Below are 26,261 nucleotides of genomic sequence, written 5' to 3'. Positions count from 1 at the left end.
TTATGGAAAAACCAAAATATATTATGATACATCACAGTGCTGTGTCATATAACAAAAATTCTGATCAATTTGAGGCAAATAACAGAGTCCACAAAGGGAGATGGGGGCTTGTCAGCTCTCTAGGATACTATTTGGGGTACAACTACGAAATTGCCAAGAATGGTCGCATTAGACAAGCTCGTAAGGATGGAGAGAAGACAGTGGCATGCTATCAGGGAGATATGAACAGTGGGCAGTGTATTCATATTTGTTTAGATGGAAATTTTGATATTGAAAAACCAGCGTCAACACAAGTATTCGCTTTGCGTGATTTGCTCAAGAAATTAGTTCAGCAATATCAAATTAATAAAAACAATATTATCTTTCATCGAGATTTTGCGAGCAAGTCTTGCCCGGGTAAAAACATGGATATTAATTTTATTCGTAGCTTGGTGCAAACTGTTGAAGTTGGGAGTAGCGACAAGGAGAAGTTAATTAAATTATTAGGAGAAGTATTGGAATTAGCCAAAAAGCTATAAGAAAAGCGTTTAATATTGGTGAGAATAAATGACTTGCCATGTGGTTTTTATTACGTTAACATCCAACACAATATGAAAAATATAACCAAAGAACAATTTATTTGTTATGAAAATGTTAGATTGTCGGGTGCAACTAATATGTTTAATGTCGGAGAAGTAGCTAAGTTGTCTGGGTTAAGTGTAAAGATTATTTTAATTATCATGAAAGGATATGAAAAACTTAAAAATAGATTTCAAAATTAAAAGTGCAACCAAGAAGTCAACTATTGGAACAAGTCGAATTGGCACAGTCCACGCAAGTTTTAAAGAACTAAAAGAAAAATTTGGTGAGCCACATGATTGTACTAAGGAGGGAGAATGGGAGTCGAGAGATAGCAAGGTTAGAGTAGAGTGGGCGTTTATCATGAAGAACGATAAGCGATTAGTATTTACTATTTATGATTACAAAAATAATCAACCACTCGAAATAATTAAAAGTTGGAATTTAGGTAGTAGAGGGAAAGATAAACGGATAATAGAATATTTTAAAAATAAGCAGTTTGAAATAGAATTTTGTTGAAAATTGATAAATTTTTTATAAGAAGTTATTGAGATAGGTTTGATTGGACCTATCTTTTTGACTTTTGGGGATAATTGTGGTCTATTTTTGATATTTCTACTTGTATTTAAATGCTAAAAATAGTAAAATATAAATATAATTAATTATCGTAAATTAGCGATTTTTATGTAGTATATTCAAGTATAATGACAAAAATAAAAAATATACCAAAAATAGACAGACCAAGAGAAAAGTTTTTAAAAAAGGGGCCAGAAGCTCTTTCAAAGTCTGATCTTTTGGCTATACTACTTGGAAGTGGAATAAAAGGTAAAAATGTTAAAGTTTTATCCCAGCAAATAATCAAGAAATTTGGAAAGAATTTTTTAAATATTAAAGTTGATGATTTGCTGACTATCTCAGGAATCGGGCAAGCTAAAGCATTGCAGATAGTATCTGCAATTTCTTTAGTTAGGAGATATTATGAAGAAGAGAACGGTGACGAAATTGTAATTAAGAGCTCAAACGATGCATTATCCTTAACTTTAGATTTAAGAGATAAAAAAAAGGAATATTTAATTTGTTTATACTTGAATGCTCGAAATGTAGTGATTAAAAAAGAAGTAATAAGTATAGGTCTTTTGGATAAAAGTTTATTGCATCCCAGAGAAATATTTCAACCAGCAGTAGAGCTTAATTCAGCTAGTATTATATTAGTGCATAATCACCCCTCAGGTGATCCTACGCCAAGTGAAAAAGATATAAAAATAGTTGAGAAGATCACTCAAGCAGGAGAGTTAATGGGAATACCAGTTACCGATTTCATTATAACAGCTAAGAATAACGGAGGTTATAGTTTTTATGATAAATTAAAAGGCCAAGATAAAAACTTGGATTACGTTTCTGATGGAGTGCAGGGCACATTGTTTAATTCAATGGAAACTGAAAAACCATCTTATGAAGTTAGCGCGGAAAAAATTCAAGAAACTTATTTTTATACCCCTCAAATTAAAAAAAATCATCTCCAGTTGCAAAACAGAAGATATATTGGTAGTAAGTATAAATTAATTGAATGGATTTTTTCTATACTTGAAAAAGAGTGCAAGGGTGATTCATTCGCAGACGTTTTTGCAGGTACAGGCGTTGTATCTGCAGTTGCAACCAAACATTTTAAAGAAGTGATTTTAAATGATTTTCTTTTTTCAAACTATGCAGTTTATCAGGCATTTTTTGGTAACGGAAAATGGGATAAAAATAAAATTGATAATATAATCAAGGACTATAACAATATATGCGGGGATGATCTGGAAGACAATTATTTTTCAGAGAATTTTGGTGGAAAATATTTTAGTCAGAATTCAGCAAAAGTGATTGGTGCAGTCAGGGAAAATATTGAAGAGAACAAAGCTAACTTAACGAGCAAAGAGTATCACATGCTTATTGCCTCATTGCTGTATACTATCGACAAAATAGCTAATACGGTTGGCCATTATGATGCTTATTTTAAGAAAGACAATGTTGAAGATGCATTTTTTATGCGACCCATTGATCCTATAGAAATAAATAAAGTGTCAATTTACAGGGAAGATACAAATGAATTGGTTAAAAAAATAAGAGCAGATGTGGCCTATATCGATCCACCGTATAATTCCAGACAGTATAGCCGTTTTTATCATGTTTTAGAAACTCTTACAAAATGGGATAAACCAGAATTGCATGGAGTGGCCCTTAAACCGGAACCTGAAAATATGAGCGACTATTGTAGAGTTAGTGCCAAGCATAGATTTGATGATTTAGTAAGGGATATAGATGCAAAATATCTTGTGGTTTCATATAATAACACCTACGAACCAAAGAGTAATTCATCAAAGAATAAAATTACACTTCAAGAAATTAAGGATATATTAACTAAAAAAGGCAAAACTAAAGTTTTTGAAAAAAATCATAAACACTTTAACGCTGGTAATACAAATTTCAATAATCACAAAGAATATTTATTTGTAACCAAAGTTTGACATGAATAAAACTATTAAAAGATCGCCACTTTTTTATGTGGGAGATAAATATAAGTTAATGAAACAGTTGATTGATTTTTTTCCAAAAGAAATTGATAATTTTTATGAACCCTTTACTGGCGGCGGAACTGTTTTTTTAAATATTGAAGCTAAAAAATACTATCTAAATGATATAGACAAAAATTTAATGGGCATTCATAAATTTTTAATTGAAAGCTCTAAGAATCCAGATAAATTTTTTAAAGATGTAGAAAAAATAATTTATAAATATAATCTATCTAGGTCATACAAAGAGGACGTAATACCAGCTTTGCTTAGGCAAGAATTCAAAAAAACCTATTTTGCAAAATATAATAAAGAGGGGTATGAGGAATTAAAAAAACGTGTTAATAAGAATATAAAAAATGACCCGCTGATTTTATACATATTGCTTATATACGGATTTAACAGAATGCTTAGGTTTAATGGCGGTGGTAAATTCAACTTACCTGTGGGTAACGTTGATTTTAATAAAAATGTATTGAACGCCCTAAATAATTATTTCAATATTGTTAAAGAGAGAAAAACAATAATAAGCGTAAAAGATTTTAGGAAATTTTTTGCCAGTAAAAAAATTACAGAAAATGATTTTGTGTATTTAGACCCACCATATTTAATTACGTTTAGTGAGTATAATAAGATATGGAATGAAGAATCAGAAAAAGATTTACTAAAAACAATTGACGAATTAAATAAGAGAAAAATCAGGTTTGCATTGTCTAATGTAACACATTATAACGGAAGCACTAACGGACACTTGATTAAATGGATGAAAAAATATAAAGTATATAAGATTAAAAGTAATTATATTAGCTACCATAATAATGGTAAAAAAGATATAAAGGAGGTCTTGGTTACTAACTATTAATTGTATGACAAAACGAAATTCGGAATATAAACCTTTATTATTTACAACCACCATGAGAAACCCTGAAAGGTTGAAGTGGTTTTTGGCAGTGCTAAAAGATTATGACAATCAAGTTCTTGACGATCAATTGGCTGAAAAAATTTCAGGAGAAATAATAAGAGTTGGTTTATACAAACCAATGAATTTAACCACAACTGTAAAAAATAAGATTTTAGAAAAAAATCCATTAACCGACACGGAAGTTTCAAGAGTATTAAGAGACAATCCTCAAAATCATAAAGAGGCTGGATTTAACAAGGGGTGGCCTTCAAGATTTGATACATGGTTTAAATTTGCCAAAGAGCTTGGTTTTGTTTATTACAAGAGTGGCGAAAAAATAAGATTTTCTGAAATAGGATTAAAGTTAGTTGATAGCGAACATCCTGAATTTGAACAACAAGCTTTTTTGAATGCGTTTGTAAAATACCAAAGCAATAGTCCGTTTAGGCGAGTGCTCAATGAGAATGTACCGCTTGTTTTGTTACTTGAAGTAATTTCGAAATTGAATAGAGATGAAGAGTGTAATGATGCAGGTATATCAAAATTAGAACTCCCTCTGATTATTTTTTGGAAAGATAACGATTCAGAAAAACTTTATCAATTAATTAAGAGGATCAGAAAGGAACATGGTTATAAGCCTAGCTGGGAGGTTATTGTTGAGATTTGTGTTGATGAAATAATGGAAGGTAATTTTAAAAAGTTTAAACCAAAATCAATAATGTCAGAATACCCTGATGAGTTTATAAGAAAAATGAGGCTTACGGGGTTAATTTCATTGAGAGGCGGTGGTCGCTTTGTTGATATTAATAAGAATGAACAAAAGAAAGTAGATTATGTGCTAGAAAATTATTCTGAATATAAAAAATATGATTCAGGGGAAGAGTACTTTAAATACATGTCCGAGATAGATGATAATTTAATATTAGCTGAAGCCAAACTTGTAACTATTGATGAAAGAGATGAGTTATTAATCAAATGGGTTAATATTTATAGTTGGGACCAGATAAAGGAGGAGATGATGAATCTTGCCCAAAAAAGAATGTCCAAGGATGATATTTTGAAATATTTATCAAACCCAGTTAGATTAGAATTTTTATCAGCACTTGCAGTAAAGACTAAATTTCCAGATGTGAGAGTTATTCCAAATTATCCGACTGATGATGAAGGGCTACCAACATCTACTGCTGGTGGAGTTGGCAATAAGGGAGATATTGAATGTCATGAAGATGACAATGGAATATTGATTGAAGTTACGATGTCTGAGGGACGATCTCAAACTATGATGGAAATATGGCCGATAACTAGACATCTTGAAGAGTTTAGTAAAACAGCCAGAGAATCAATGTGTTACTTTATCGCACCAAGTATATTTAAAGATTCAGAGCGACAGATTGATTTTGTAAAAGAAAAAGATAATCTCGATATTTTGCCAAAAACTATTGAGGAATTTTTGATGCATTTAGAGAATAAAGAAATTTTATATTGTAAAGCATAGCCAATTAAGTATGTTTATTAATACACATAACCAGAAAATAAATCAGTTATTATTTTTTATCCAGGAGCTGATGGAAGTATTGAGGGGTATAATCGTAAATATACAAAATTGGCCAACATGCTCCAGGCGAAGAATATCGCTACAGTAATAAGGATAGATAATAAATATTGCTCTACTAATTTGCCGTATGCAGAAACTATCATTGGGAGCAAGGAAATAGAGGTGAGCTTAGCTGGTGTTTCAGCTGGGGCAAGTGCTATAGCAATTATATTGGAAGAATTTTATAAATTAAAAAAGGTTTTACTTGTCGCACCAGCCGATAGTGTAAACAAGGAGAATGTGGTCAGGGGATTACGAAATTATGCGAGAGAGATATATTTAGTAGCTGGAGCGGATGATGAAATTGGCACAGGAGAGATTGCTAAGTTTTGTTTTGATGAAAGTAATTCAGCCACAAAAAAAACAACTTAAAATTATACCTGAATGTGATTATCAGTTTACCGGCAAGAAAAACGGGAAAATCTTGTCTAATGCATTTTTGTGGGCATTTTCCAATTCGGGTAATTTTCCAAGTCACAGAGGCGGAATTGAATTATATAAATAATTATTAATGAATATATATTTAGACATTGATGGAGTATTAATTACAAAAGACGGGAAACCCGCAGAATGTGTAGCGGAATTTTTGGATTATATAACTAATCATCATAATGTTTTTTGGTTAACGACTCATTGTCGTGGTCAAGAGAATAATGCTAAATTTCATCTTTCTGATAAATTACCAGAGTCTTCTTTATCCACTCTTAATAAGATTAAAGTTACAGATTGGAATACTCTTAAAACCGAAGCAATTGATTATAGTCAAGACTTTCGTTGGCTGGATGATTATACAATGCAAGCTGAGCTGGATGTTCTAGCTAAACATAATGCTAAAGATAAAATTATATTAATCAATCTTAAGTCAGAGCCTAATATATTGAAGCGATTGATTGAGTCAGGAGAATTATAAATAATTTAAATATATGCCAAATACAAAGCAAATAACCTATGAAGAATTTTTTTGATATTTTCATCTTTTGCTTTCGCTGTTGGCCGTTTATGAATTTGCTAGGGTTTGAAATAAAAATTAAATAGTTGTATAATAATATTATAAAATAAGTAAATAATTAAAAATATATAATATAATTTTGTTTACTGTAAAATTAATTTTTTTCAGTGCGAAGTAAGTATAAAATATATGAATAAAGCCAAGAAAGATACAGATGTTGGTTTTTTGAGAAAATTTTTTATTACAAGCAAGAAAACAAAAATTGCAATTGTGGGCATATTGCTTTTAACACTCGTGATTTTTATTTGGGGTAAAAGTTTTGTAGCTTTGGCCGGCGAATTGATTGACAGTTTTACTGATACATCTCGGGTATCTGACACTTGGCAGGTAGATGTTGATACAGGTGCCGGAGAGGTTAAACTTTCGGTACGTACATGTGATAGTGCTGTTTGGATTTGTGCTTCGGATGATGTTTGCGAGAATGATTTCGGCGATGGTGCGTATATTGTTGTCGCCTCGACAACTATAAGCGGAACAAAACAATGGAAGAATGCCAATACGGCTTGTGATCTACCTGAGTGTCTACAAGATGGCGGACAGGATGGAGATAATCTAGATGCGGATAATACGATAAATTATACAGATTATCCAGCTAGGCAGGCATGCAAGAATATCGGTGGCCGATTGCCGACTGTTTCTGAATTGCAGTGTATTTACGCTAATCAGGCTAGTTTTAATGGTAATTTTGGGACGGGCGCCCACTGGTCTAGTACTGAGGCCTCTGACACGTACGCCCGGCTCGTGGTCTTCACAGACGGCTATACGGACTACTACGGTAAGACGACTAGCTACTCAGTGCGTTGTGTCCGAGGGTGGTAGAATTGGGATATTTGGTAATTTGGAATTTTTTTAATTTGTAATTTGAAAAATTTGGATATTTTGCCAGAGCCGTAAAAGCGCTTTTTTATAAAAAGACTTTTGCGGGAGTGAGCGCTAAAATTTACCACGATTCCTGCCACTCCTTTTTTACGGGGAGTATTGTAAGTCAGCCAGTCTTTAACCCGAATTTGCATGCAAATTATGGAATCAGACTAGCGGAGAATTAATTAGTGCAGGGATATATGTTTTGGGACGGGCAACCACTGGTCTAGTACTGAGAACTCTGACACGAACGCCCGGAACGTGAACTTCACAGACGGCAATACGAACAACAACAATAAGACGAATAGCAACTCAGTGCGTTGTGTCCGAGGGTAATCAATTTTAGCTCAAATGGATAACCTGGTTTCATCTGTGGAAGCCGGGTTTCCAGCAAAATTTCCATGTTTCATCAAAATAAATTACCTTTGTATCGTAAGTTATATCAATTGATAAAAATACTATACAAAATATTCCAAAATACACCAAAGCAATACAAATATTCGTTGGCCGAGGACGCGTTGACTTTATGTTGGCAGTGTTTGGATTTGGTGTTTGATATTAATGTTCTTGAAAATTTAAAAAAACATGAAAGAATACTTTGTCTGAGTTCATGTTTTGACAAACTAAAACTACGCTTGCGTATGATGCAGGAGTTGAATATAATTTCGCAAAAGCAATTCGTTCATCTCCACGGCTGTTATTTAAAGGAGATCGGTGAAATGATCGGAGGCTGGCTAAAATGGGCGGAAAAAATCCAAAATCCATGCAATAATTCAGTCGATCAGCAACCAGATATATGAATGAAATGTTTACCTATACTAAGCTATTTCAAGCTTATCTTGATTGCCGGAAGACTAAGAGAAAGACGATCAATGCTTTAAAGTTTGAGTGGGATTATGAGAAAAACCTTGATTTACTTTTGAGTGAATTGAAAGCTAGAGTTTATCGACCCGGACGATCAATCTGCTTTGTGGTTACCAGGCCAGTACCAAGGGAAATATTCGCAGCTGATTTTCGAGATAGAATCGTCCACCACTTGCTAATCAGAGAAATTATAGATAAAGGAGAACGGATTTTTATTCATGATTCCTTTGCCTGTCGTCCAGGAAAAGGCACGCATCGTGCAATCAAAAGATTACGAGATTTTATTCGGCAGATTACAGTTAATCATAAGAAAGAAATTTTTTACGCTCAGTTGGATATCAGAGGGTTTTTTATGTCTATTGATCAGCGGATTTTATTCAAGTTGGCCGAAAGGCTAATCATGAAACATAAACGGAGTAAAAAATGGCAAGAAGATGTGTTGTGGCTAGCTAAAACGATTATATTCCACCGACCGAAAGATAATTATTATGCCAAGGGTGACCGAACTTTATTTAGCTTAATACCACCGCATAAATCACTACTGCATCAAGATGAATTCAGGGGCTTGCCGATTGGTAATTATTCATCACAGTTTTTTGCCAATCTTTATTTGAATGAATTGGATTATTTTGTAAAAAGAACATTAAAATGTCGTTATTATATCCGTTATGTAGATGATTTTATTCTGCTTCACGAAAACTGCGATCAGCTTAAAAAGTGGCGAGTAGAGATCGATATATTTTTAAGCAAGACTTTGGGGATGTCGCTTAACAAGAATAAAACCAAGATACAATCTATAAAAAAAGGGATTGATTTTATCGGTTATTTTATCAAGCCGAATTTAATATTATCCAGGCAAAAAGTGGTTCGGCGCTTAAAGAATAAGCTGTATCAGGCAAATAAAATATTTAAAGATAACAGGAGAGTTGAAAAAGAAGATTTGGTTGATATTTTGTCCCAGATTAATTCATATTATGGACATTTCAGCCACTCGTATTGCTTTAATCTTAAAAAAGACATTTTTGAGAATCATTTGGGTGTGTTTAAGAATTTTCTGAATTCGGACAAAAAAATAAGTTATTTAAAATTGAAAAAATGAAAGTTTATATAAATGCATAAATTAAAAATATTTACATTTTTAGGAGTTTTTTTTAGCCTGACAATTTTGGTCGGTGTTTTTGCTTGTAATTCAGCTAAGGCAGAAAGCTATTATGCAAGCGGAATACTCAAGTCAAATAATGTTTTGTCGGGAGCTGACATAAGTGATATTAACAATTTTCATGTTACAGCTTCTATTCCAGCCTCAACAAGCGTGGCAATCAGTTTTTCTCAAGATAAAACTGTGTATTATAACGCTTCAAGTACCAAAGGCGCTTGGACAGATGTTGCAAGCGGAACAACAATTATTGATATGTCTGATCTAGCATGGACTGGGGCGCTACTTTTTTATAAATTAAAACTCACTACGACCGACGCAAGCTCTACTCCGACAGTGGGGGAAATAAGAGTTAATTATGACGGCACAGATGTACCGACCGCTACTTCAAGCAGATATGGCTCATGGGGGATAATTTTATCTAACAATTTGTTATCAGGCGCTACTGTTAATTCGATTACAAATTTTTACGCTACCACTTCTTTGCCATCCGGATCAATGGCGCGGGTTACTTTTTCTCAGGACAAATCTTCTTTTTATTCGGCCAGTGGAACAAAGGGCGCTTGGACAGATTTGAGTGACGGTGACAACAATATCGATTTGACCGGTCTTTCTTGGATCGGTGCCAGTTTTTATTATAAAATACGTCTGGAAGCGATGATTGATCCAGCCGTTCAGCCAAAGCTTACTGAGGCACGTGTAGTTTATGATGGTACGGATGCTCCACCGCTCACCGGCTCAGATTATAATTGGACTGGTGTTCTTGTTTCATCGGATTTTTTGGCGTCCACTACCGATCCACTAACCGGTTATGAGTGGTTTGGATATGCGATTTCGTACATGCCGTATGGGGCGAGTGTCAAAGCACAGTTTTCCAGTGATGGCAGTAATTGGTATTCGTCAGATGGCACAGCCTGGTCTTGGGATGATTTATCTTTTGGTGACAACATAACAGCTGGTCGGGCAGTCAGTCTGTCTGGGCTGAATTGGGGTGGCGAAACAAACTTTTACTATAAGCTAAAATTTTCATTGGTAAATGACAATAGCTACTCGCCAGTATTAAAATCAATAGGTTTATATTCTTATAGTGCTTATATGTTAAACGGCACTAAAGGGAGCGCTCCAGTGGCACATTGGAATTTTAATGAGGGTTATGGTTCCTTGTGTCACGATTTTAGTTTAAATGGTAAAAACGGATCGTTGATTGCCTCGACCAGCGGAAGCAACACATCGGCTGTTGATATGTGGAGTCAAAATGGAAAAATGGATGGTGCGGTAGAATTCGACGGAACTGATGATTGGATTGATGTGGGAGATATAAATCAAGCTAGCTCTACAGCGTTTGGTTTTTGGATTAAGGCAAATGCTTTGACGGACAGTGTGATGGATTTTGATAATGGAACGCATACTGTCACTTTAAATTCAGGTTCTATCCAGGCAAATGGATTTTCAAGCACTACAATTTATGTTGACGGATTTGAATCTTCCGTCATTGACACTGCTTGGCATCATGTTGTTATTGTGAGTTCTGAGCAAATCGATGTGAATGATTTTGATATTGGTCGGGTCGGCAATGATTATTTTTCCGGCTTGTTAGATGAAGTTAAAATTTGGGATTATGCCCTAACGACGGATAATATAAAAATAGAATTAAATCAAGGGAAAGCCGTAATAATGGGAAGCGTGTCTACTGAAGCGGATGGTAAAACTCCGAGCTACTCTAAATCTCGGAAATATTGCGTACCCGGTGACACCTCTGTTTGTGATCCACCGGTATTGGAATTAAAATTGGATGAAAAAGTTGGTACAACTACTTTCGATAAGAGTGGACAGGGAAGTGACGGAGTATTTGTAAGTTTGGCAAGTTCTCCAAAGTGGTGGGGGGCATATAAATGTAAACTGGGTAATTGTCTAGAGTTTGATGGTGCCAATGACTATGTTTCTGTGGGGAATGCTTATGACGGAGTTAAAACAATAGCGTTTTGGCTAAAAACGAACAGTGCTAATGAGAAAGTGTTAGACTTGAATGGAACAGCAAACATTGAAGTGGTGTCAGGCAAGTTGACAGCAAATAATTTTGTCAATCCGTCGATTTATTTAGACAGCGTAGTATCGTCGACAACTGATACTAATTGGCATTATGTGACTATTACTACTGGGACAGGTATCGATGCCAGTGCGGTTGATATTGGGAGGATTAGCTCCGATTATTTCAAAGGCTTTATTGACCATATTTATTTTTACGATTATGATCGCACCCCGGCACAGATAGCTTGGGATTATAATAGAGGGAAGGCAAGCGCATATTGGCAATTTAACGAATGTCAAGGCAACAGTGTTTACGATTACTCAGGGAATGCTCATGATGGTAGTTTGATTGTTGGTGGAGGAGGAACTCAAACTGCTACCGGCACCTGCACAACTTTGTCGGCGGTAAGTGCCTGGTATAATGGACTAAGTGGAAAGTTTGAGTCAAGTTTGAGTTTTGACGGTACAGATGATTATGCTGATATAGGAGACACAGGAGTAATAACGAAAACTATCAGTTTTTGGATAAAGCCAGATAGTGCGACTGAAGATATAATAGATTTTGATGGCGGTACGCATACGGTTACAATATCGTCTGGAAATGTGAGCGCATTTGGTTTTTCCAGTCCGTCTATTTATGTAAATACAACGGCAGGCGGATCAGTTACAGCTGGTTCCTGGAATCATATTTTGATAACCACAAATACTGGCATAACAGCGAGCGATATGGAAATAGGGCGAATTGGATCTGGGTATTTTGACGGACAAATTGATGAGATAAGATTATATAATTATATTTTGACCGATGCTCAGATTAAGATTGACTATAATGGTGATAAGGCAATGCGTTTTAATTAGTTTTTCTTTGTAAATATTTTTTATATATTTGGTTTTCATTACAAAACGAATAAAACCGATCTCCTTTTTCAAATATCACATGATCCAAAACATTAATGCCGAGCAGTTGCCCGGCATTTTTTAATCTCTCAGTTAATTGAATATCAGCTTCAGAGGGGGAGACATCTCCACTAGGGTGGTTGTGAAGGACAATAATATCAGTTGATTTGTATTTGATAGCAGGATGGAAGACTTCTCGAGGATGTACAAGACAGGCGGTTAAGGTGCCGAGGCTGATCAGTTCACACTTTGGATTTTTCCGAGACGGGCATAAATAGATTACGATGAAGTGTTCCTTGTACGGATCAATGATAAACTTCTTGGCCGTCTGTACCGCATTAAAAGGAGTGATAATTTTTACACGTGATTCAAGTATATCCATAACAACCAACAACCTATCACATTAATGGGAGCAAGCCAAGCTAATAATTGCTTATTTTTAGCGAATATTCGCAAACTATGATTGACAAAAATGGCAAATGGTGGTATGGTATTAGGTTAACTTGAAAAAATGTATATATACACGCGATTAAAATCGAATAGTCTTGATTTTCTTAAGGCCCTCTCCGGAGGGCCTTTCGGCTTTATTGGGGTAATCAAGATTTTATCTTTTCTTTATCTTTTCTTTATTAAAATTTTATTTTCTAAACTTGACTTATCCTGACACGACGTTATTATACACCCCCATTAGGGTGTTTTAATATATTTATTAACCAAAAAGACGGCTAACAGCCCGTCTTTTCTAGCTCAAATAAAGGAGATGCAGTCCTTTGCTTGAGTTAAAGTAATTATAGCATGGATAAGTTAAATTATTGATAATTTTCTTATTCAGCTAACAGATGCGATGAATAAATCAAACCACAAAGCCGTGGGCAGGTATTGCTATGGCGGGAAAATCTACGCAGGGCAGTGTACTCACTGCGGAGGCGAACATCATTTAACAATCGAGCAGGTACAGGAGTTGGTAAACAGTAGTTATATCCGACCCCAAACAAAATTGCAACAAACAATGAAGGGTCGAGTTGCAGTTCTGCAAAAAGCATTTAGTTTATTCTTATAAGCCTCTATTCACGAGGCATTTTTTAAATCTATGAAATTATCAGAAGCAGGCTTAATCTTTTTTAAATGGTGTGAACTGGAAAAAGATTATTCTAAAAAAACCGTGTTCAACTATGAACATCACTTCAGACATTTTTTTGAATGGACTGGAGATATCAATTTAAAAGAAATTGACACTGATTTTGTCTTGAAGTATAAGAGCTATTTGCTTGATTCAGACAATGCTTATCAGAAAAACAAAAAAATAAAAAAGTCGACAGTGGGAGAAAAAATGAAAGTGATTCGTAATTTTCTCACATGCATGGATCTCAAAGGTATAAAAACATTGCATCCATCTAGGGTGCCAAAAGGGGTGAGGGCGGATGATAGAATGGTATTTTTTACTCAAGGTGAGTTTAAAAAAATGATTGCAACAATTAACACCGAAAATGTTGAAGGTAAAAGAAATAGGGCAATACTCGAAGTACTTTTTGCCACAGGCATGAGACTAGAGGAAACTATTAAGTTAAATAAGGATATAGACATAGATTGTGGAGAAGTGATTGTTCAGGGTAAATTTGATAAGATCAGAACAGTGTATCTTAACAAGAGAGCAATGTATTGGATTAATGTATATCTTAAAACTAGAGACGATGACTATCCGGCACTTTTTACATTTGTCAGAAAAAGGAATGAATGGACAGAACTCAATAAAGGCAGAATTGGAAAAAGGTCACTTCAGGAGGTGGTTAAGAAATATGTGAGACTAGCCGGGCTTAGGGGTGATATCTCTACGCACAGTTTCAGACATTCATTTGCCACCCACATGTTAAAGCAGGGAGCTGACTTGAGGGCTGTGCAGATGTTCTTGGGGCATAGTGATTTGAGGAGTACTCAAATATATACCCATTACGTAAATCCAGAACTTAAGCAAATTCATGGAAGGCTCATGAACTTTTAGTTTATCGTTTGGTGGGAGAATGCCTTGCATTTCCCCACCGTTATGGTAAAGTATTAGTAGATTTACAATAGAATAAGTAAAGAATATTATTTTGAAGCAAGAACGGAGAATAACCCATACATCCAGCATTTATTCGGAAAAAAATGATGTAATATTAGCTAAAATATCTCAAAATATAGAAAAATAGGGTAAAAACCCTGTTTTTTTATACCATGATTGATAGTTTTCTATTGTATTTTTATCAATAGTATGATATAATTCTAGTGTAAATGAAAAATATATGATAAATAGAGAAATATTAGAGAAAATCAGTCCTTGGTTAGACAAGGAAAAGATTTTAATTATCAAAGGAGCAAGACAGGTTGGTAAGACTTATTTGCTCAAAGAGATAAAAAAAGATTTAGAGGCTGACGGCAAGAAGGTTGCGTATCTGTTCGCCGACGATATTGATAACACGCCAATGTTGAAAAGTTTGGCTACCGTAGAACTGTATTTGGAGCAATATCACAATTTTCCCAATGAATTTATTTATTTGATGATTGATGAGTTTCAAGTATTGGATGAGGCTGGCATGTTATTAAAAAATATCTTTGACAAACACAAGGATAAAATCCAGTTGATTGTTAGTGGTTCAAGCGCCTTGGAGATAAACAAGAACTCAGAATATCTAACTGGTCGAGCGATTCATTTCAATGTTGATCGAGTAAATTTTAAGGAGTATTTTGATTTTAATGAGAGTATAGACACAAGTAGATATGGATTTGATAAATTCGACGAGCTTGAAGTATTTTATAATACTTTTAAATCAAAGCTGGAATTAGGTTTAGGACAGTACTTGTCCTATGGCGGTTATCCGGAAGTTTTAACCACTCAGGGCGTAGTAGAAAAAGAAGAAGTTTTGAAATCGATTATTAAGACCTATATAGACAAAGACATTATCAATCAATTGAATGTTGAAAATGTAACTGGTTTTAATAATCTGATCAAGATATTGGCTGGTCAAATCGGTCAATTGGTAAATAGTCACGAGCTTTCCAATACGGCGAATGTTTCAATTAATACTTTGAAAAAATATTTAGAAATTTTAGCCGGCACTTATATTATTGACTTAGTAACGCCATATTTCAAGAATATCCGTTCAGAGATTTCTAAGATGCCCAAAGTTTATGTTCTTGATATCGGTATTCGCAATTATCTTTTGCGCTCATTTAATATTGGCACCGATGAACAAGGCGGGGTAATGGAGAATTTTACTTACAACACCTTGCTAACACAATATGCCAAAGAGTATATTCATTTCTACCGCACTAATGGTGGAGCAGAAATTGATTTTGTGATTGAGGACAAGAATAATAAATTGACTTTGTGTGAGGTGAAATATCGAAATAAAGTCAGCGTGCCGATGATAATGAAGAATTTTGAGGAGCGATATGATAATGTGGAATTGAAATTAATTGTAACTAAAGATGTTTTGAAAAAAGAAGGTGAGGTTTATTTTGTGCCGGCCGTGGTTTTGCCATTCGTGGATTTTAATAAAGAAAAATAAAATGCTATGAAAAAGGAGATAATAAAATCTAATCTGTCAGATGGGAGTATAAATCCTAATTATTTGGAAATGCTATAAAGAAAAACACTTATTCTTATTGAAAGCACGGGCGCGTCGCTCCGGCTTTCCGGACGAAAGATTTTCGATGAGCAGGTCGTGGTGATTTTAAAGAAGATGGAGGAATAAGCTTTTTGGATATAAAAAAGATTGAAAGGTCAGGGGCGGGGAGAAGTATGAGATATAGAGTATTGTAATCTAATAAAGTAAAAATTATGATAAAGAAATCGTTAAACAAAAATTTACATAAAGCAAACAAAGCCAAGAAAGATGAGTTTTATACTCAGCTTGTTGATATTGAAAAGGAATTAAAACACTAAATAAAAAACAAGTTTTTATTTTGCAGGATGTTTTGGCAGGCACATTGTCTAATTCACACTTGGATAAATCTCAAACTATTCGGGGGTGTATAGAATTATTTGAAAATCTTCTTAATATATCTTTGAGTAATAAAGATTTGGCGAATATTTTTAGAAATGATTTCGCCAGTGATATTTTCCTTAAATATTTTTCTGAATCTTATTTTGTTTTTGGTCGCACGGTTGATTTTTATGTAGAAAAGAAAAAAGCAAGTAAGCATAACTTAGACCACATAGAATTTTTCTTGAAGCGACTTATGACCAAGTCTCTAGAAAATAGCGAGTCATTTTTGAATATGCTTATAGGGCAAAAAATTTATCCAAATGCACTGTTTTGTCTTGATGATATAATGATAAAAGAGAAAGACGGATCGTTATTGCGAGTACTATTTGGAGAATATAGATTTAATGGTTTAGATAGCGTCGGACAGTTGAATTACATCACTCTTGTTACTAGATACTTCAAACTGGTATATCAAAAGAATAATCACGTTAGCTTAGAGGATGACTATCAAAAAAATTACGAACTCAATGATGAATTGATTAGTATTTTCTTCAAAGAAATCGCCGATTTCCTTGAATCATGTTTTGATCAAAAACAACTTGAAATCCTTTTGGACAAGATTGAAGGATTTGGGTGGTATTATGAATGGGGTGTAAGAACGAAGGATAAAAGTGAGGAATTGAGAAAAAATACAGGAGCATTTTTACATCACCTTTTTTATAATTTCATAAGTAAATATAAGATCGAAAACGAGGAAATATTTAGAATAAAAGTTCATCAGCTATATGATCATTTTTTGGAAATGCAAGAAAATGGATTTGAGAATAATGTTGCCTATGGTGTTTTTGTTGCAAAATTAAAAGAAAAAATACTTGGCGAAGGAAAAGACGGATTTATGCCAAACTACAAAGGCTACTTTCCTGCAATGATTTTAGTTTATTTCTATATGTTTGGTTTTTATGCTTTTTCTGAAAATCAAAATGAGGCACAAGCGAAAGATATGCATGTCCCGATTTTTTCAAAATTAGCTGAAGCATTTCCTAAAATATATCAAGGTTTCAAACAAGAATTTTACGACGCAGACAAATTGCCAGAAGGCAAAAAAGAGTTGCTTGAAAAACAAGGGCGAGAAATTTTAGATCAGTTTTTGAAAAAAAATATGGTTTATAATTTTGAAGAAAATTCATTGTCATATTATTACAGTGGAAATATCCATAGTTCAAAAATATTTCTGAATGATGTTAAAACAAATCAAAAAATTGAACCAAAGAAATTATAAAAGCCCCGCAAAAAAATCTGGCGATGCCTAATAAACAAAGGTATAAAAGGTATGGTTTTTTGGAGGGGTCCACTTTTTCTTTTTGAAATCAAAATGAGGTCAGTTCTTGTTTGTACAGTGCATTATTAGATATAAAAAAATTTCAATGAAAGTTTATCTAAAAAACTTAATCCAAACTATCACCACCGGCACACCGGCCGAGGTTAAAGTTGCGCAAAAACAGGTCAAGAAGTTTTGGCATGATTTTTATATTCCCAACCGCAAGGAAGGGCGTTTAGCTTTTAGAGTGTTTCTTGAGAAAATAAAGACATTTGATCAAATCAAAGATATTGACCATCAAGCCTATTTTATCAATACTTTGAAATGGCCTCTTTGGGGCGGAGTGGGCGAAGACTATTTTGAAGAATGGGCAGAATTTTTTTTGAAGCACATTCAAAATTCATCTGGTAAAATACGCCAAGCTGTGATTTGTGCGACTGAATATTTGATTCATGATTTAAGATTGGACCGGAAGCGTGACTTTGAAATTATTCGTAGTCAGGGCTTAGAACGTAAAGAGTTTGAGAAAATTGTTGAAAGTAATATCACACGCTTTGGCAATTTTGTGATGGATGTAGAGGATTTGATTGATCGAAATTTTGAAGCAAGGTTTAAAAAATATAAATATATCAGTAGTCTGCCAGTTAGCGTGTATAAAAGTTTGAATATACTCATCACTGAAGTCCTATTTAGAAGTGATTATTATAAAAGCATATATCAAGATTTTTTAAATGGTTTGCGTGCGAAGCGCAAAGGGTTTGAGTCACCTAAATTAACAAACATAGAGATATTGGAAAGACGGCGGGAAATGGAAGAGAATTTAGCTGAATTGATAAAAAGAACTAATAGTGTTTTGACCATGGAGGAAATAAAAGAAATGATTTATAATGAAGACGGACAGGATTGCATGCGTAAGTTGATGGCGAATTTTATGAAAGACCAAGGTATTGAGCAAATAAATAAAGATTGGCAAATCGTTTCCAGTGCTTGGAATTATTGGCCCCATAAAAAACTCGGTGGTTTGTCACCGGCAGAAAAAGTGTTGGAATATCAATAATATATTTTTTATTATGACAAATTAAACGGCAGAATACCCTGCATTATCCCACCGTTATGGTAAAGTATTAGTAGATTCACAATAGAATAAGTAAAGAATATTATTTTGAAGCAAGAACGGAGAATAACCCATACATCCAGCATTTATTCGGAAAAAGATGATGTAAATATTTTTGAAAATATAGTCTAAAAAACAGATTTTAATCTGTTTTTTTATTTGTTATGCACTTATCCACAAGGACTTTTGTATATTTGCTAACCACTTTATTGGAAGTTTAATTATTGTTTATTTGACCCTCTAAAATTAGGCAATATAGTGATTATTGACAGTCGAAACAGCTGTGATATAATATAAATATAACACAATATGTAGTAGTATAAAGAACTCTAAGTATACTATATATAGATTAAGTCCAGATAGCAGATTTAGATCTATTTAAGCCCCCCCAAGCCTCATTTTTAGGGGGTTTTTTATAAGAAACATGCTTGTAAACCAATAATATGATATGTCCTGTTTGTTATCATCAAGATACAAAAGTAATAGATTCTAGAGTGGCGAGCGATGGGCTGTCTATCAGAAGAAGAAGGGAGTGCTTGAAGTGTAATTTCCGATATTCTACCTTTGAGGAAATAGAGATACTAGATCTCACAGTTCTCAAGAGAGATGACAAAAAAGAAAACTATAGTCGCGAGAAGATTATTAAAGGACTTAAAAAATCATTAGAAAAAAGACCAGTAAATGAAGACAAATTTAAACAATTAATTCACTTAATAGAGAGAGATATTCAGAAATTAAGAAAAAATGAAGTAAAATCAGATGAGATAGGGCAGATTATAATGAATCAATTGAAGAAAGTAGATCAAGTCGCCTATATAAGATTTGCTAGCGTTTATCAAGCATTTGAAGATGTTGATACCTTCAAAACAGAATTAGATAAATTGTTCGCTAAGAAAAAGACAAATAATAAAAATAAGAAATAAAGAGTTGTTAGATTGAGTCCCCAATAATTCTTTAATTAAAAACCCCCATGCCAAAAAATACCGCCGCAAAGCCGATCAAGCAAATTATTAAAAGATCGGGTAAAATTGTTAAGTTTGATCAATCTAAGATTGAAAGAGCTATTTATAAGTCAACAGAAGCAATTGGAGAAGCTGACAAGAAGCTTGCCAAAAAATTGTCAGAAGATGTTTTAAAAGAAGTTATAAGAAGATTCCATGAGAGAAGTATTCCAGCAGTTGAAGAGATTCAGGATGTGGTGGAAGAGGTTTTAATAAAAAAGAAGAAAATTAAAATAGCTAAAGCCTATATTCTCTACAGAGATCAACACAGACAGTTGAGGGATATAAACAATGAGCAGGCTGAAGCGAAGTTGATGGAGGATTATCTTGGAAGATCCGACTGGAGATTGAAAGAAAATTCCAATATGAGTTTCTCAGTTCAAGGACTTAACAATTATTTAGCTTCAGCAATTTCTGCTAAATATTGGTTGAATAAACTGTACCCTGCAGAAATTAGAAATGCTCATGTTGACGGGGAGTTCCATATTCATGACCTAGGAATGCTTGCTCCATATTGTTGCGGATGGGATTTGAAAGATATTTTAACAAAAGGGTTCGGAGGAGTTGGAGAGAAGGTTCAGAGTAAACCACCAAAACATTTTAGATCAGCCCTTGGACAAGTTATTAATTTCTTGTATACATTGCAAGGAGAGGCAGCTGGAGCACAGGCATTTGCTAATTTTGATACATACCTTGCTCCATTTATTAGATACGATAAATTATCATATAAAGATACGAAACAGGCTTTGCAGGAATTCATGTTTAACATCAATGTACCAACCAGAGTCGGGTTCCAAACACCTTTCACAAATGTTACGCTCGATGTTACTCCATCAAAGCAAACAGGGAAAGAACACGTAATAATTGGAGGAGAGGTAATGAAAGAAACTTATAGTGATTTCCAAAAAGAGATGGATATGTTCAATCAAGCATATGCTGAGGTGATGATAGCAGGAGACGCTACTGGAAAAGTGTTTGCCTTCCCAATACCAACATACAATATTGATAAAAATTTTGATTGGGATAAAAAAGAGTTAAAACCAGTTTGGGAGATGACAGCAAAATATGGTATTCCATATTTCTCAAATTTTATTAATTCTGATATGGATAGAGACGACGCCCGTTCAATGTGCTGTAGACTAAGGCTCGATAATAGAGTATTAAGAAAAAGAGGAGGAGGTTTATTTGGAGCGAACCCTCTAACCGGGAGTCTTGGTGTTGTAACCATAAACTTAGCAAGAATTGGATATATATCTAAAGATAAAAAAGAATACAAAAAAAATCTGTTAAGATTGATGGATTTAGCCAAGGAAAGCCTTGAAATAAAAAGAAAAATTATTGAAAGATTTACAGACGATGGTTTGTATCCGTATTCAAAATTTTATCTCGCTGATATTAAAAAAAGATTTAATACCTATTGGCAGAATCATTTCAATACAATTGGAATAAATGGAATGAATGAATCTTTAATTAATTTTCTTGGAAAAAACATAACCACCAAGGAAGGAAAAGAGTTTGCTTTAGAGGTGCTAGATTTTATGAGAGATACTTTAATGGATTATCAAAATGAAACCAATAATCTCTACAATCTAGAAGCCTCACCGGCTGAGGGCGCAACCTACAGATTTGCCAAGAAAGACAAGGAAACATTCAAAGATATAATAGTAGCCAACGAAGAAGCTTTTAATAATGACAATGCTAATCCCTACTATACGAATTCAAGTCACTTGCCAGTAGGTTATACAGATGATATCTTTGAAGCACTGGAGTTGCAAGATGACTTACAAACCAAGTATACAGGAGGAACAGTATTACACGGGTTCATTGGAGAGAAAATTGATAATCCAGAGTCTGTTAAAAAATTAGTTAAAAAAATTGCAGAAAGTCACAAGTTGCCATATTTTACCATAACACCAACTTTTTCAATTTGTCCGGTACACGGCTATCTCTCAGGAGAGCATAAATATTGTCCAAAGTGTGATCAAGAGAATGGTTATAGCATTGAGGTTGAAGATGCAGTCAAGACTAAAGTAGCAGCTAGAAAAGCAAAATAATTTAGTATTTATATAATAATAAAATAAGGAGCTTTGTTGAGTTAATTTAAAATAAATTTCTCAACAAAAAAACAAAAATATGTCCCCTAAACAAACTCAAAGACAAGAATGCACAGTTTACTCAAGAGTAGTAGGTTGGATTACGCCAACAAATAATTGGAATAAAGGGAAACAAGCGGAATATGTTGATAGAAAAGAATACAAGATGAACGAAAAATCTTGTTAATTAAGATAAGAAACAAAAACAAAAAATGATAATTGGCGGATTAGAAAAATTCAGTTTAATAGACTATCCAGAACACCTTTCTTGTATAGTTTTTACCCAAGGATGTAATTATAGATGCCAATTTTGTTACAACCCTATGCTTGTCTGGCCTGATAATAGTGCTAGTGAGTCAAAATATGACCACAAATCTCCCCTTGAGGGAGATCAGAGAGATCATCCCTTGAATGAAGATGATCTTTTTGATTTCTTAAAAGAAAGAGTTGGTAAGCTTGATGCTGTTGTAGTTACTGGCGGAGAACCAACGCTCCATAAAGATTTGCCAGATTTTATTAAAAAAATTAAAAAATTAAAGTTTAAAGTTAAACTAGATTCCAATGGAACTAATCCAGAAATGATGGCTTCATTAATAGAAGACAAGTTGATTGACTATATTGCCATGGACATAAAAGCTTCAGAGAAAAACTACGATTTAGTTACCGGAGTAGACCCTGATATGGGAAAATTAAAAAAAAGTATAAAAATTATAATGAAATCAGGACTTCCATATGAGCTTAGAACAACTTTGGTTCCTGAACTTCACAATAAAAAAGAAGTAAAATTAATGGGCGAAATGATAAAAGGAGCCGAAAAATGGTTCTTACAGCCCTTTAAATCAGATACTAAATTAGTAAACGACACATTTGAAGGCGCCTCTTCTTTTACCGACAAGGAAATGGAAGAGATGTTTCAAATTGCAAAAATCTATGTTAAACAGTGTGCAATTAGATAATCAAAAAGATGACGAACTTAAAGATTTGATAAAAAAAAATATTAAATTGTCAGAAGATATTCATGAGATTGCGATTTATGTTAAAAAATATATTTTTTGGTCAAGAATTTTTAGTTTTTTCAAGCTGTTTATAATTATTATTCCAATCATCCTAAGTATTATTTATCTACCACCGCTTCTTGGCCAGGTTTTAGATCAGTATAAAACAATTCTTAATGTGAGTTCAGGCGTAAACAATGTTCCAAATATTGAAAGTCTTTCTCCTGATTTGCTGAAGTTTATAAAATAAGAAATGGACAGTTTGGATAAAATATCTTAAGATTAAGAAAGTATTGATAAAATACTTTCTTTCCTTATATGAGAAAGAAGGCAATAAAAGTAATCTCAAATGAATGTCTATACACAAGTATAGACATATATATAGACTAATATGGAAAATTTACTTAAAAAAATTGAAGATTTGCGCGAAGAAATCCTAAATACTTTTAAGTTACTTGATATTGAGAGGCAAGAATCAGAAGTGACACACTTAAAAATAGAGGTTAGTAAGCCTGATTTTTGGAACAACCAAGAGAATGCTGTTATTGTTTCAAAGAAATTAGAAGATCTTGATAGTGAAAATTTAGTTTGGAGAGCCCTACTGAACGAGACAAGAGAACTTGAGGAATTGGTGGCTGTAGCAGGCAAAGAGGAGGACAATTCGATGGATACTGAAGTTAGAAAGAACTTTGATGAATTGACAAAGCGATATAAAAAGCTTGAATTTTTTGTTTTATTCTCAGGAAAATTTGATAAAAATTCTGCCATTATTTCAATTCACGCCGGAACCGGTGGAGTTGATGCTCAGGACTGGGCGCAAATTATAGAGCGTATGTATCTTCGCTTTGCAGAGAAAATGGGCTGGAAGGCTGAAATAATTGATAGAAACGTGGGGAATGAAGCCGGGATTAAGAACTCTTCAATTCATATCACGGGGCGCTGGGCATTCGCTTATTTGAAAGGTGAGGCCGGTGTTCATCGTTTAGTGAGGATATCTCCTTTTGATGGCGATGCGAGTAGGCATACTTCGTTTGCTCTTGTAGAGGTTTTGCCAGAACTTCCCCCAGAAGAAGAGTTAGATATTAAAGATAGCGAATTAAGAATTGACGTTTTCCGGTCTTCTGGTCCAGGGGGGCAAAGTGTAAACACTACAGATTCAGCAGTCAGAATAGTCCATCTGCCAACAAACATTACCGTAATTTGTCAAAGTGAAAGGTCTCAACATCAAAACAAAGAAAAAGCGATGAAGGTTTTGCAGGCGAGATTATTACAAAGGAAAGTTGAAGAAAGAGCTGAAGAAGAATCAGAATTGAAGGGAGATATCAAAAAAGCTGAATGGGGAAAGCAAATCAGGTCATATGTCATGCAGCCCTATAAAATGGTCAAAGACCATAGAACAAACGAAGAAACACAACATATAGAAAAAGTTCTAGATGGAGATTTGGAGAATTTTATGGAAGCCTATTTGAGAGATTTGAAAGATAGAAATAAAAAATAAAAATATAATTTTATCTAAATCAAAACAATTTATAATTTTTCAAATTGTTTTTCTATCTACTATATTTATATCTAGTTTTTTTGATAATTTTTTAAGAGGAAAAGATATTATTTTTTTCTCTTTTTTTATTATATCTTTTCTATTCTTAATATTCTTTTGGGAGAAGAAAACATTACGAATCATCCTGTTTATGATTCTTTTTTTATTTCTAGGTGTTTGGCGATATAGTTTTTCAATTCACAGCTCGAGCAAGAATGAAATTGCCAGCTTAAATGGAACAAAGCAAGCAGTTGAGGGAATGATAAAAAATAATCCAGAAATTTCTCAAAAAAATCAGCAGTTTGTTTTAGAGGTCGATAAGACGGGGAAGAAAAGATATTTTGGGAATTTACTTGTTTTTGCAGATATGTACCCCAAGCTTTCTTATGGTGACAAATTGACCCTAGATTGTAAATTAAATACACCAGAACCGATTGAAGATTTTTCTTATGACAAGTATTTAGCAATGAAAAATATATTCTCAGTTTGCTATTATCCTAAAATTGAAACATTATCTAATAATAATGGCATAAAAATTCTTTCGCAAATTTACAAAATAAAGAACAATTTTAAAAAATCTATAAATCAAAATCTAGGAGAACCAAGCTCCCAAATAGTGAATGCAATGATTTTGGGAGATAAAAAGTTTCTAAGCGATGAAATCCAACTTAAATTTTCAAAAGCTGGCTTAAGCCATATTATTGCAATTTCTGGGATGCATATAGGAGTTTTTATTATAGGGCTTGGACTTTTGTTTTTCTTTTTTGGATTTAGCAGAAATATTTCTTTTTATTTAATAATATCTTTTCTGGTTTTTTATAATATTTTAATTGGTTTCCCCGCTTCAGCCTTGAGAGCAAGTTTTATGGGAATTTTGATACTGTATGCTTTCAAGATTGGGAGATTAAATAAAATATATAACTCAATAGTCCTCGCCGCAAGTATGTTAGTTTTAATAAACCCAATGCTCATTCGTTATGATTTGGGTTTTATTTTTTCCTTTTCAGCTCTTCTTGGGATAGTATATTTCTATCCAATAATTAGCTCCAATTTCAAGGCAGTCAATAATAAATTTTTAAAATACTCAAGAGATATAATTATAGTTTCGATTTCAGCTCAAATCTTTATCCTACCTCTAATTATCAAAAACTTTGGTGTTTTGTCTCTTGTCTCTCCATTGGTTAACCTTTTTGTAGTCTGGACCCTTCCTTTTATACTAGTCGGAGTCGTAAGTGCTTTTATCTTGTCACTAATTTTTCCTGTTCAGGGATTTTATTTATTTTTACCAGTTAAATTTTTAATAAGTTATATATTACTTACGGTCGACTTCTTTTTAAATATCCCATTTTCTAGTTTTGAATTAAAAGATATATCAAATTATTATTTCGTTTTTTACTATCTAACTCTCTTTTCGTATATTATTTATAGAAATATCATTAAAAGCAAGGAAATACCGGGCAATAAAATATAATTTATCTTTAATCTTATTTGTGATATAATACAAATATAAGAAGAAAAGTCTTCTTATCTGAAAATGCTTCACCTGGCTACTCAAGTTTTGGATCAAAACTTTATTATTGGTTATTCGTGTTTCTCCTGCCCGTGGGCAAGAGAATAGAATAAAGGGGTAAATTGCTTATTTTTTGTTTAATATGTTTACATATATAACAAAAATTCTTGCATATCTGATTTTGTCAGTTCTCATTATTATATACAGACCAATTCTTGAATAGCGCCGATGGTGGGGCGTTTTTTATTGGAGAAATAGGCAAATTGAATTATTATTAATATAATACTAATCTACGTTAAATATAA

General features: G+C 33.5%; 23 protein-coding genes and 1 pseudogene. 23 read left to right on the top strand and 1 reads right to left on the bottom strand.

What is annotated here, in order from left to right:
* The first annotated feature begins 2 nt into the window (after positions 1 to 2).
* The 11 genes from PF572_02275 to PF572_02225 all read left to right on the top strand — a co-directional run bounded on the left by PF572_02275 (position 3) and on the right by PF572_02225 (position 12,384).
* Positions 3 to 518 carry a peptidoglycan recognition family protein gene (locus PF572_02275; protein ID MDA3839891.1) on the top strand — a complete coding sequence of 172 codons (516 nt, stop codon included), beginning with the start codon at positions 3 to 5 and terminating at the stop codon, positions 516 to 518.
* Positions 519 to 590: 72 nt separating this feature from the next.
* The gene (locus PF572_02270) at positions 591 to 761 is read left to right on the top strand and encodes a hypothetical protein (GenBank protein ID MDA3839890.1); all 171 of its coding nucleotides are present in this window, start codon (positions 591 to 593) and stop codon (positions 759 to 761) included.
* Positions 730 to 1,077, top strand: coding sequence for a hypothetical protein (locus PF572_02265; GenBank protein ID MDA3839889.1), 348 nt, complete (start codon positions 730 to 732; stop codon positions 1,075 to 1,077). Before PF572_02270 ends, PF572_02265 begins: the two co-directional genes overlap by 32 nt.
* Positions 1,078 to 1,262: 185 nt before the next feature.
* Complete coding sequence (radC, locus tag PF572_02260) at positions 1,263 to 3,068, top strand: DNA repair protein RadC (GenBank protein MDA3839888.1); 1,806 nt, start codon at positions 1,263 to 1,265, stop codon at positions 3,066 to 3,068.
* A gap of 1 nt (position 3,069) precedes the next feature.
* Entirely contained in the window at positions 3,070 to 3,975 is a 906-nt protein-coding gene (locus tag PF572_02255) for a Dam family site-specific DNA-(adenine-N6)-methyltransferase (protein MDA3839887.1), read from the top strand.
* 4 nt (positions 3,976 to 3,979) lie between these two features.
* Positions 3,980 to 5,509 (top strand): AlwI family type II restriction endonuclease, encoded by a 1,530-nt coding sequence (locus PF572_02250; protein MDA3839886.1) that lies wholly within the window; start codon positions 3,980 to 3,982, stop codon positions 5,507 to 5,509.
* A 108-nt stretch (positions 5,510 to 5,617) separates the two neighbouring features.
* Entirely contained in the window at positions 5,618 to 5,980 is a 363-nt protein-coding gene (locus PF572_02245) for a hypothetical protein (protein ID MDA3839885.1), read from the top strand.
* 139 nt (positions 5,981 to 6,119) lie between these two features.
* Positions 6,120 to 6,518, top strand: coding sequence for a hypothetical protein (locus tag PF572_02240; GenBank protein ID MDA3839884.1), 399 nt, complete (start codon positions 6,120 to 6,122; stop codon positions 6,516 to 6,518).
* Between the two features lie 228 nt (positions 6,519 to 6,746).
* Positions 6,747 to 7,436, top strand: coding sequence for a hypothetical protein (locus PF572_02235; GenBank protein ID MDA3839883.1), 690 nt, complete (start codon positions 6,747 to 6,749; stop codon positions 7,434 to 7,436).
* 838 nt (positions 7,437 to 8,274) lie between these two features.
* Positions 8,275 to 9,441: an RNA-directed DNA polymerase gene (locus tag PF572_02230; protein ID MDA3839882.1), complete on the top strand. Its 1,167-nt coding sequence runs from the start codon at positions 8,275 to 8,277 to the stop codon at positions 9,439 to 9,441.
* Positions 9,442 to 9,453: 12 nt separating this feature from the next.
* Complete coding sequence (locus PF572_02225; protein MDA3839881.1) at positions 9,454 to 12,384, top strand: hypothetical protein; 2,931 nt, start codon at positions 9,454 to 9,456, stop codon at positions 12,382 to 12,384.
* On the opposite strand, the gene PF572_02220 is transcribed toward PF572_02225, so the two are convergent.
* Positions 12,377 to 12,805, bottom strand: coding sequence for a DNA repair protein RadC (locus PF572_02220; protein MDA3839880.1), 429 nt, complete (start codon positions 12,803 to 12,805; stop codon positions 12,377 to 12,379). The genes PF572_02225 and PF572_02220 overlap by 8 nt on opposite strands.
* A gap of 708 nt (positions 12,806 to 13,513) precedes the next feature.
* Between PF572_02220 and PF572_02215 the strand changes: the two genes are divergently transcribed.
* The 12 genes and pseudogenes from PF572_02215 to PF572_02160 all read left to right on the top strand — a co-directional run bounded on the left by PF572_02215 (position 13,514) and on the right by PF572_02160 (position 25,917).
* A complete protein-coding gene (locus PF572_02215) occupies positions 13,514 to 14,422 on the top strand; it encodes a tyrosine-type recombinase/integrase (protein ID MDA3839879.1) in 909 nt (302 codons plus the stop codon).
* A gap of 280 nt (positions 14,423 to 14,702) precedes the next feature.
* On the top strand, positions 14,703 to 15,968 hold the full coding sequence (locus tag PF572_02210) for an ATP-binding protein (protein ID MDA3839878.1): 1,266 nt from the start codon (positions 14,703 to 14,705) through the stop codon (positions 15,966 to 15,968).
* 272 nt (positions 15,969 to 16,240) lie between these two features.
* Positions 16,241 to 16,342 (top strand): annotated as a pseudogene (locus PF572_02205) (modification methylase).
* A gap of 125 nt (positions 16,343 to 16,467) precedes the next feature.
* Positions 16,468 to 17,667 carry a hypothetical protein gene (locus PF572_02200; GenBank protein MDA3839877.1) on the top strand — a complete coding sequence of 400 codons (1,200 nt, stop codon included), beginning with the start codon at positions 16,468 to 16,470 and terminating at the stop codon, positions 17,665 to 17,667.
* A 145-nt stretch (positions 17,668 to 17,812) separates the two neighbouring features.
* Positions 17,813 to 18,763, top strand: a complete 951-nt coding sequence (locus PF572_02195) for a hypothetical protein (protein ID MDA3839876.1) — start codon at positions 17,813 to 17,815, stop codon at positions 18,761 to 18,763.
* A gap of 500 nt (positions 18,764 to 19,263) precedes the next feature.
* Positions 19,264 to 19,743, top strand: a complete 480-nt coding sequence (gene nrdR / locus PF572_02190; GenBank protein MDA3839875.1) for a transcriptional regulator NrdR — start codon at positions 19,264 to 19,266, stop codon at positions 19,741 to 19,743.
* Between the two features lie 47 nt (positions 19,744 to 19,790).
* Positions 19,791 to 21,875, top strand: a complete 2,085-nt coding sequence (locus PF572_02185; protein MDA3839874.1) for a ribonucleoside triphosphate reductase — start codon at positions 19,791 to 19,793, stop codon at positions 21,873 to 21,875.
* 79 nt (positions 21,876 to 21,954) lie between these two features.
* Complete coding sequence (locus PF572_02180; protein MDA3839873.1) at positions 21,955 to 22,101, top strand: hypothetical protein; 147 nt, start codon at positions 21,955 to 21,957, stop codon at positions 22,099 to 22,101.
* A 25-nt stretch (positions 22,102 to 22,126) separates the two neighbouring features.
* A complete protein-coding gene (locus PF572_02175) occupies positions 22,127 to 22,870 on the top strand; it encodes an anaerobic ribonucleoside-triphosphate reductase activating protein (protein ID MDA3839872.1) in 744 nt (247 codons plus the stop codon).
* Positions 22,845 to 23,159 carry a hypothetical protein gene (locus PF572_02170; protein MDA3839871.1) on the top strand — a complete coding sequence of 105 codons (315 nt, stop codon included), beginning with the start codon at positions 22,845 to 22,847 and terminating at the stop codon, positions 23,157 to 23,159. The genes PF572_02175 and PF572_02170 overlap by 26 nt, the downstream gene beginning before the upstream one ends.
* Before the next feature lie 141 nt (positions 23,160 to 23,300).
* Entirely contained in the window at positions 23,301 to 24,407 is a 1,107-nt protein-coding gene (gene prfB / locus PF572_02165) for a peptide chain release factor 2 (protein MDA3839870.1), read from the top strand.
* A gap of 127 nt (positions 24,408 to 24,534) precedes the next feature.
* Positions 24,535 to 25,917: a ComEC/Rec2 family competence protein gene (locus tag PF572_02160; protein ID MDA3839869.1), complete on the top strand. Its 1,383-nt coding sequence runs from the start codon at positions 24,535 to 24,537 to the stop codon at positions 25,915 to 25,917.
* Positions 25,918 to 26,261: the final 344 nt, after the last annotated feature.

The organism is Patescibacteria group bacterium (genome assembly GCA_027858235.1).
GTDB lineage: Bacteria > Patescibacteriota > Patescibacteriia > Patescibacteriales > BM507 > BM507.
The sequence above is the reverse complement of the archived record's forward strand: the minus strand, read 5'-3'. Positions and strand labels throughout refer to the sequence as shown.

Excerpts from the sequence above, each read along its gene's own strand:
- PF572_02265 (MDA3839889.1), top strand. The coding sequence starts at position 730 with ATGAAAAACTTAAAAATAGATTTCAAAATTAAAAGTGCAACCAAGAAG.
- PF572_02270 (MDA3839890.1), top strand. The coding sequence starts at position 591 with ATGAAAAATATAACCAAAGAACAATTTATTTGTTATGAAAATGTTAGA.
- radC (MDA3839888.1), top strand. The coding sequence starts at position 1,263 with ATGACAAAAATAAAAAATATACCAAAAATAGACAGACCAAGAGAAAAG.
- PF572_02175 (MDA3839872.1), top strand. The coding sequence starts at position 22,127 with ATGATAATTGGCGGATTAGAAAAATTCAGTTTAATAGACTATCCAGAA.
- PF572_02215 (MDA3839879.1), top strand. The coding sequence starts at position 13,514 with ATGAAATTATCAGAAGCAGGCTTAATCTTTTTTAAATGGTGTGAACTG.
- PF572_02225 (MDA3839881.1), top strand. The coding sequence starts at position 9,454 with ATGCATAAATTAAAAATATTTACATTTTTAGGAGTTTTTTTTAGCCTG.
- nrdR (MDA3839875.1), top strand. The coding sequence starts at position 19,264 with ATGATATGTCCTGTTTGTTATCATCAAGATACAAAAGTAATAGATTCT.
- PF572_02170 (MDA3839871.1), top strand. The coding sequence starts at position 22,845 with ATGTTAAACAGTGTGCAATTAGATAATCAAAAAGATGACGAACTTAAA.
- PF572_02185 (MDA3839874.1), top strand. The coding sequence starts at position 19,791 with ATGCCAAAAAATACCGCCGCAAAGCCGATCAAGCAAATTATTAAAAGA.
- PF572_02195 (MDA3839876.1), top strand. The coding sequence starts at position 17,813 with ATGAAAGTTTATCTAAAAAACTTAATCCAAACTATCACCACCGGCACA.
- PF572_02230 (MDA3839882.1), top strand. The coding sequence starts at position 8,275 with ATGAATGAAATGTTTACCTATACTAAGCTATTTCAAGCTTATCTTGAT.
- PF572_02210 (MDA3839878.1), top strand. The coding sequence starts at position 14,703 with ATGATAAATAGAGAAATATTAGAGAAAATCAGTCCTTGGTTAGACAAG.
- PF572_02240 (MDA3839884.1), top strand. The coding sequence starts at position 6,120 with ATGAATATATATTTAGACATTGATGGAGTATTAATTACAAAAGACGGG.
- PF572_02250 (MDA3839886.1), top strand. The coding sequence starts at position 3,980 with ATGACAAAACGAAATTCGGAATATAAACCTTTATTATTTACAACCACC.
- PF572_02275 (MDA3839891.1), top strand. The coding sequence starts at position 3 with ATGGAAAAACCAAAATATATTATGATACATCACAGTGCTGTGTCATAT.
- PF572_02235 (MDA3839883.1), top strand. The coding sequence starts at position 6,747 with ATGAATAAAGCCAAGAAAGATACAGATGTTGGTTTTTTGAGAAAATTT.
- PF572_02255 (MDA3839887.1), top strand. The coding sequence starts at position 3,070 with ATGAATAAAACTATTAAAAGATCGCCACTTTTTTATGTGGGAGATAAA.
- prfB (MDA3839870.1), top strand. The coding sequence starts at position 23,301 with ATGGAAAATTTACTTAAAAAAATTGAAGATTTGCGCGAAGAAATCCTA.
- PF572_02180 (MDA3839873.1), top strand. The coding sequence starts at position 21,955 with ATGTCCCCTAAACAAACTCAAAGACAAGAATGCACAGTTTACTCAAGA.
- PF572_02220 (MDA3839880.1), bottom strand. The coding sequence starts at position 12,805 with ATGGATATACTTGAATCACGTGTAAAAATTATCACTCCTTTTAATGCG.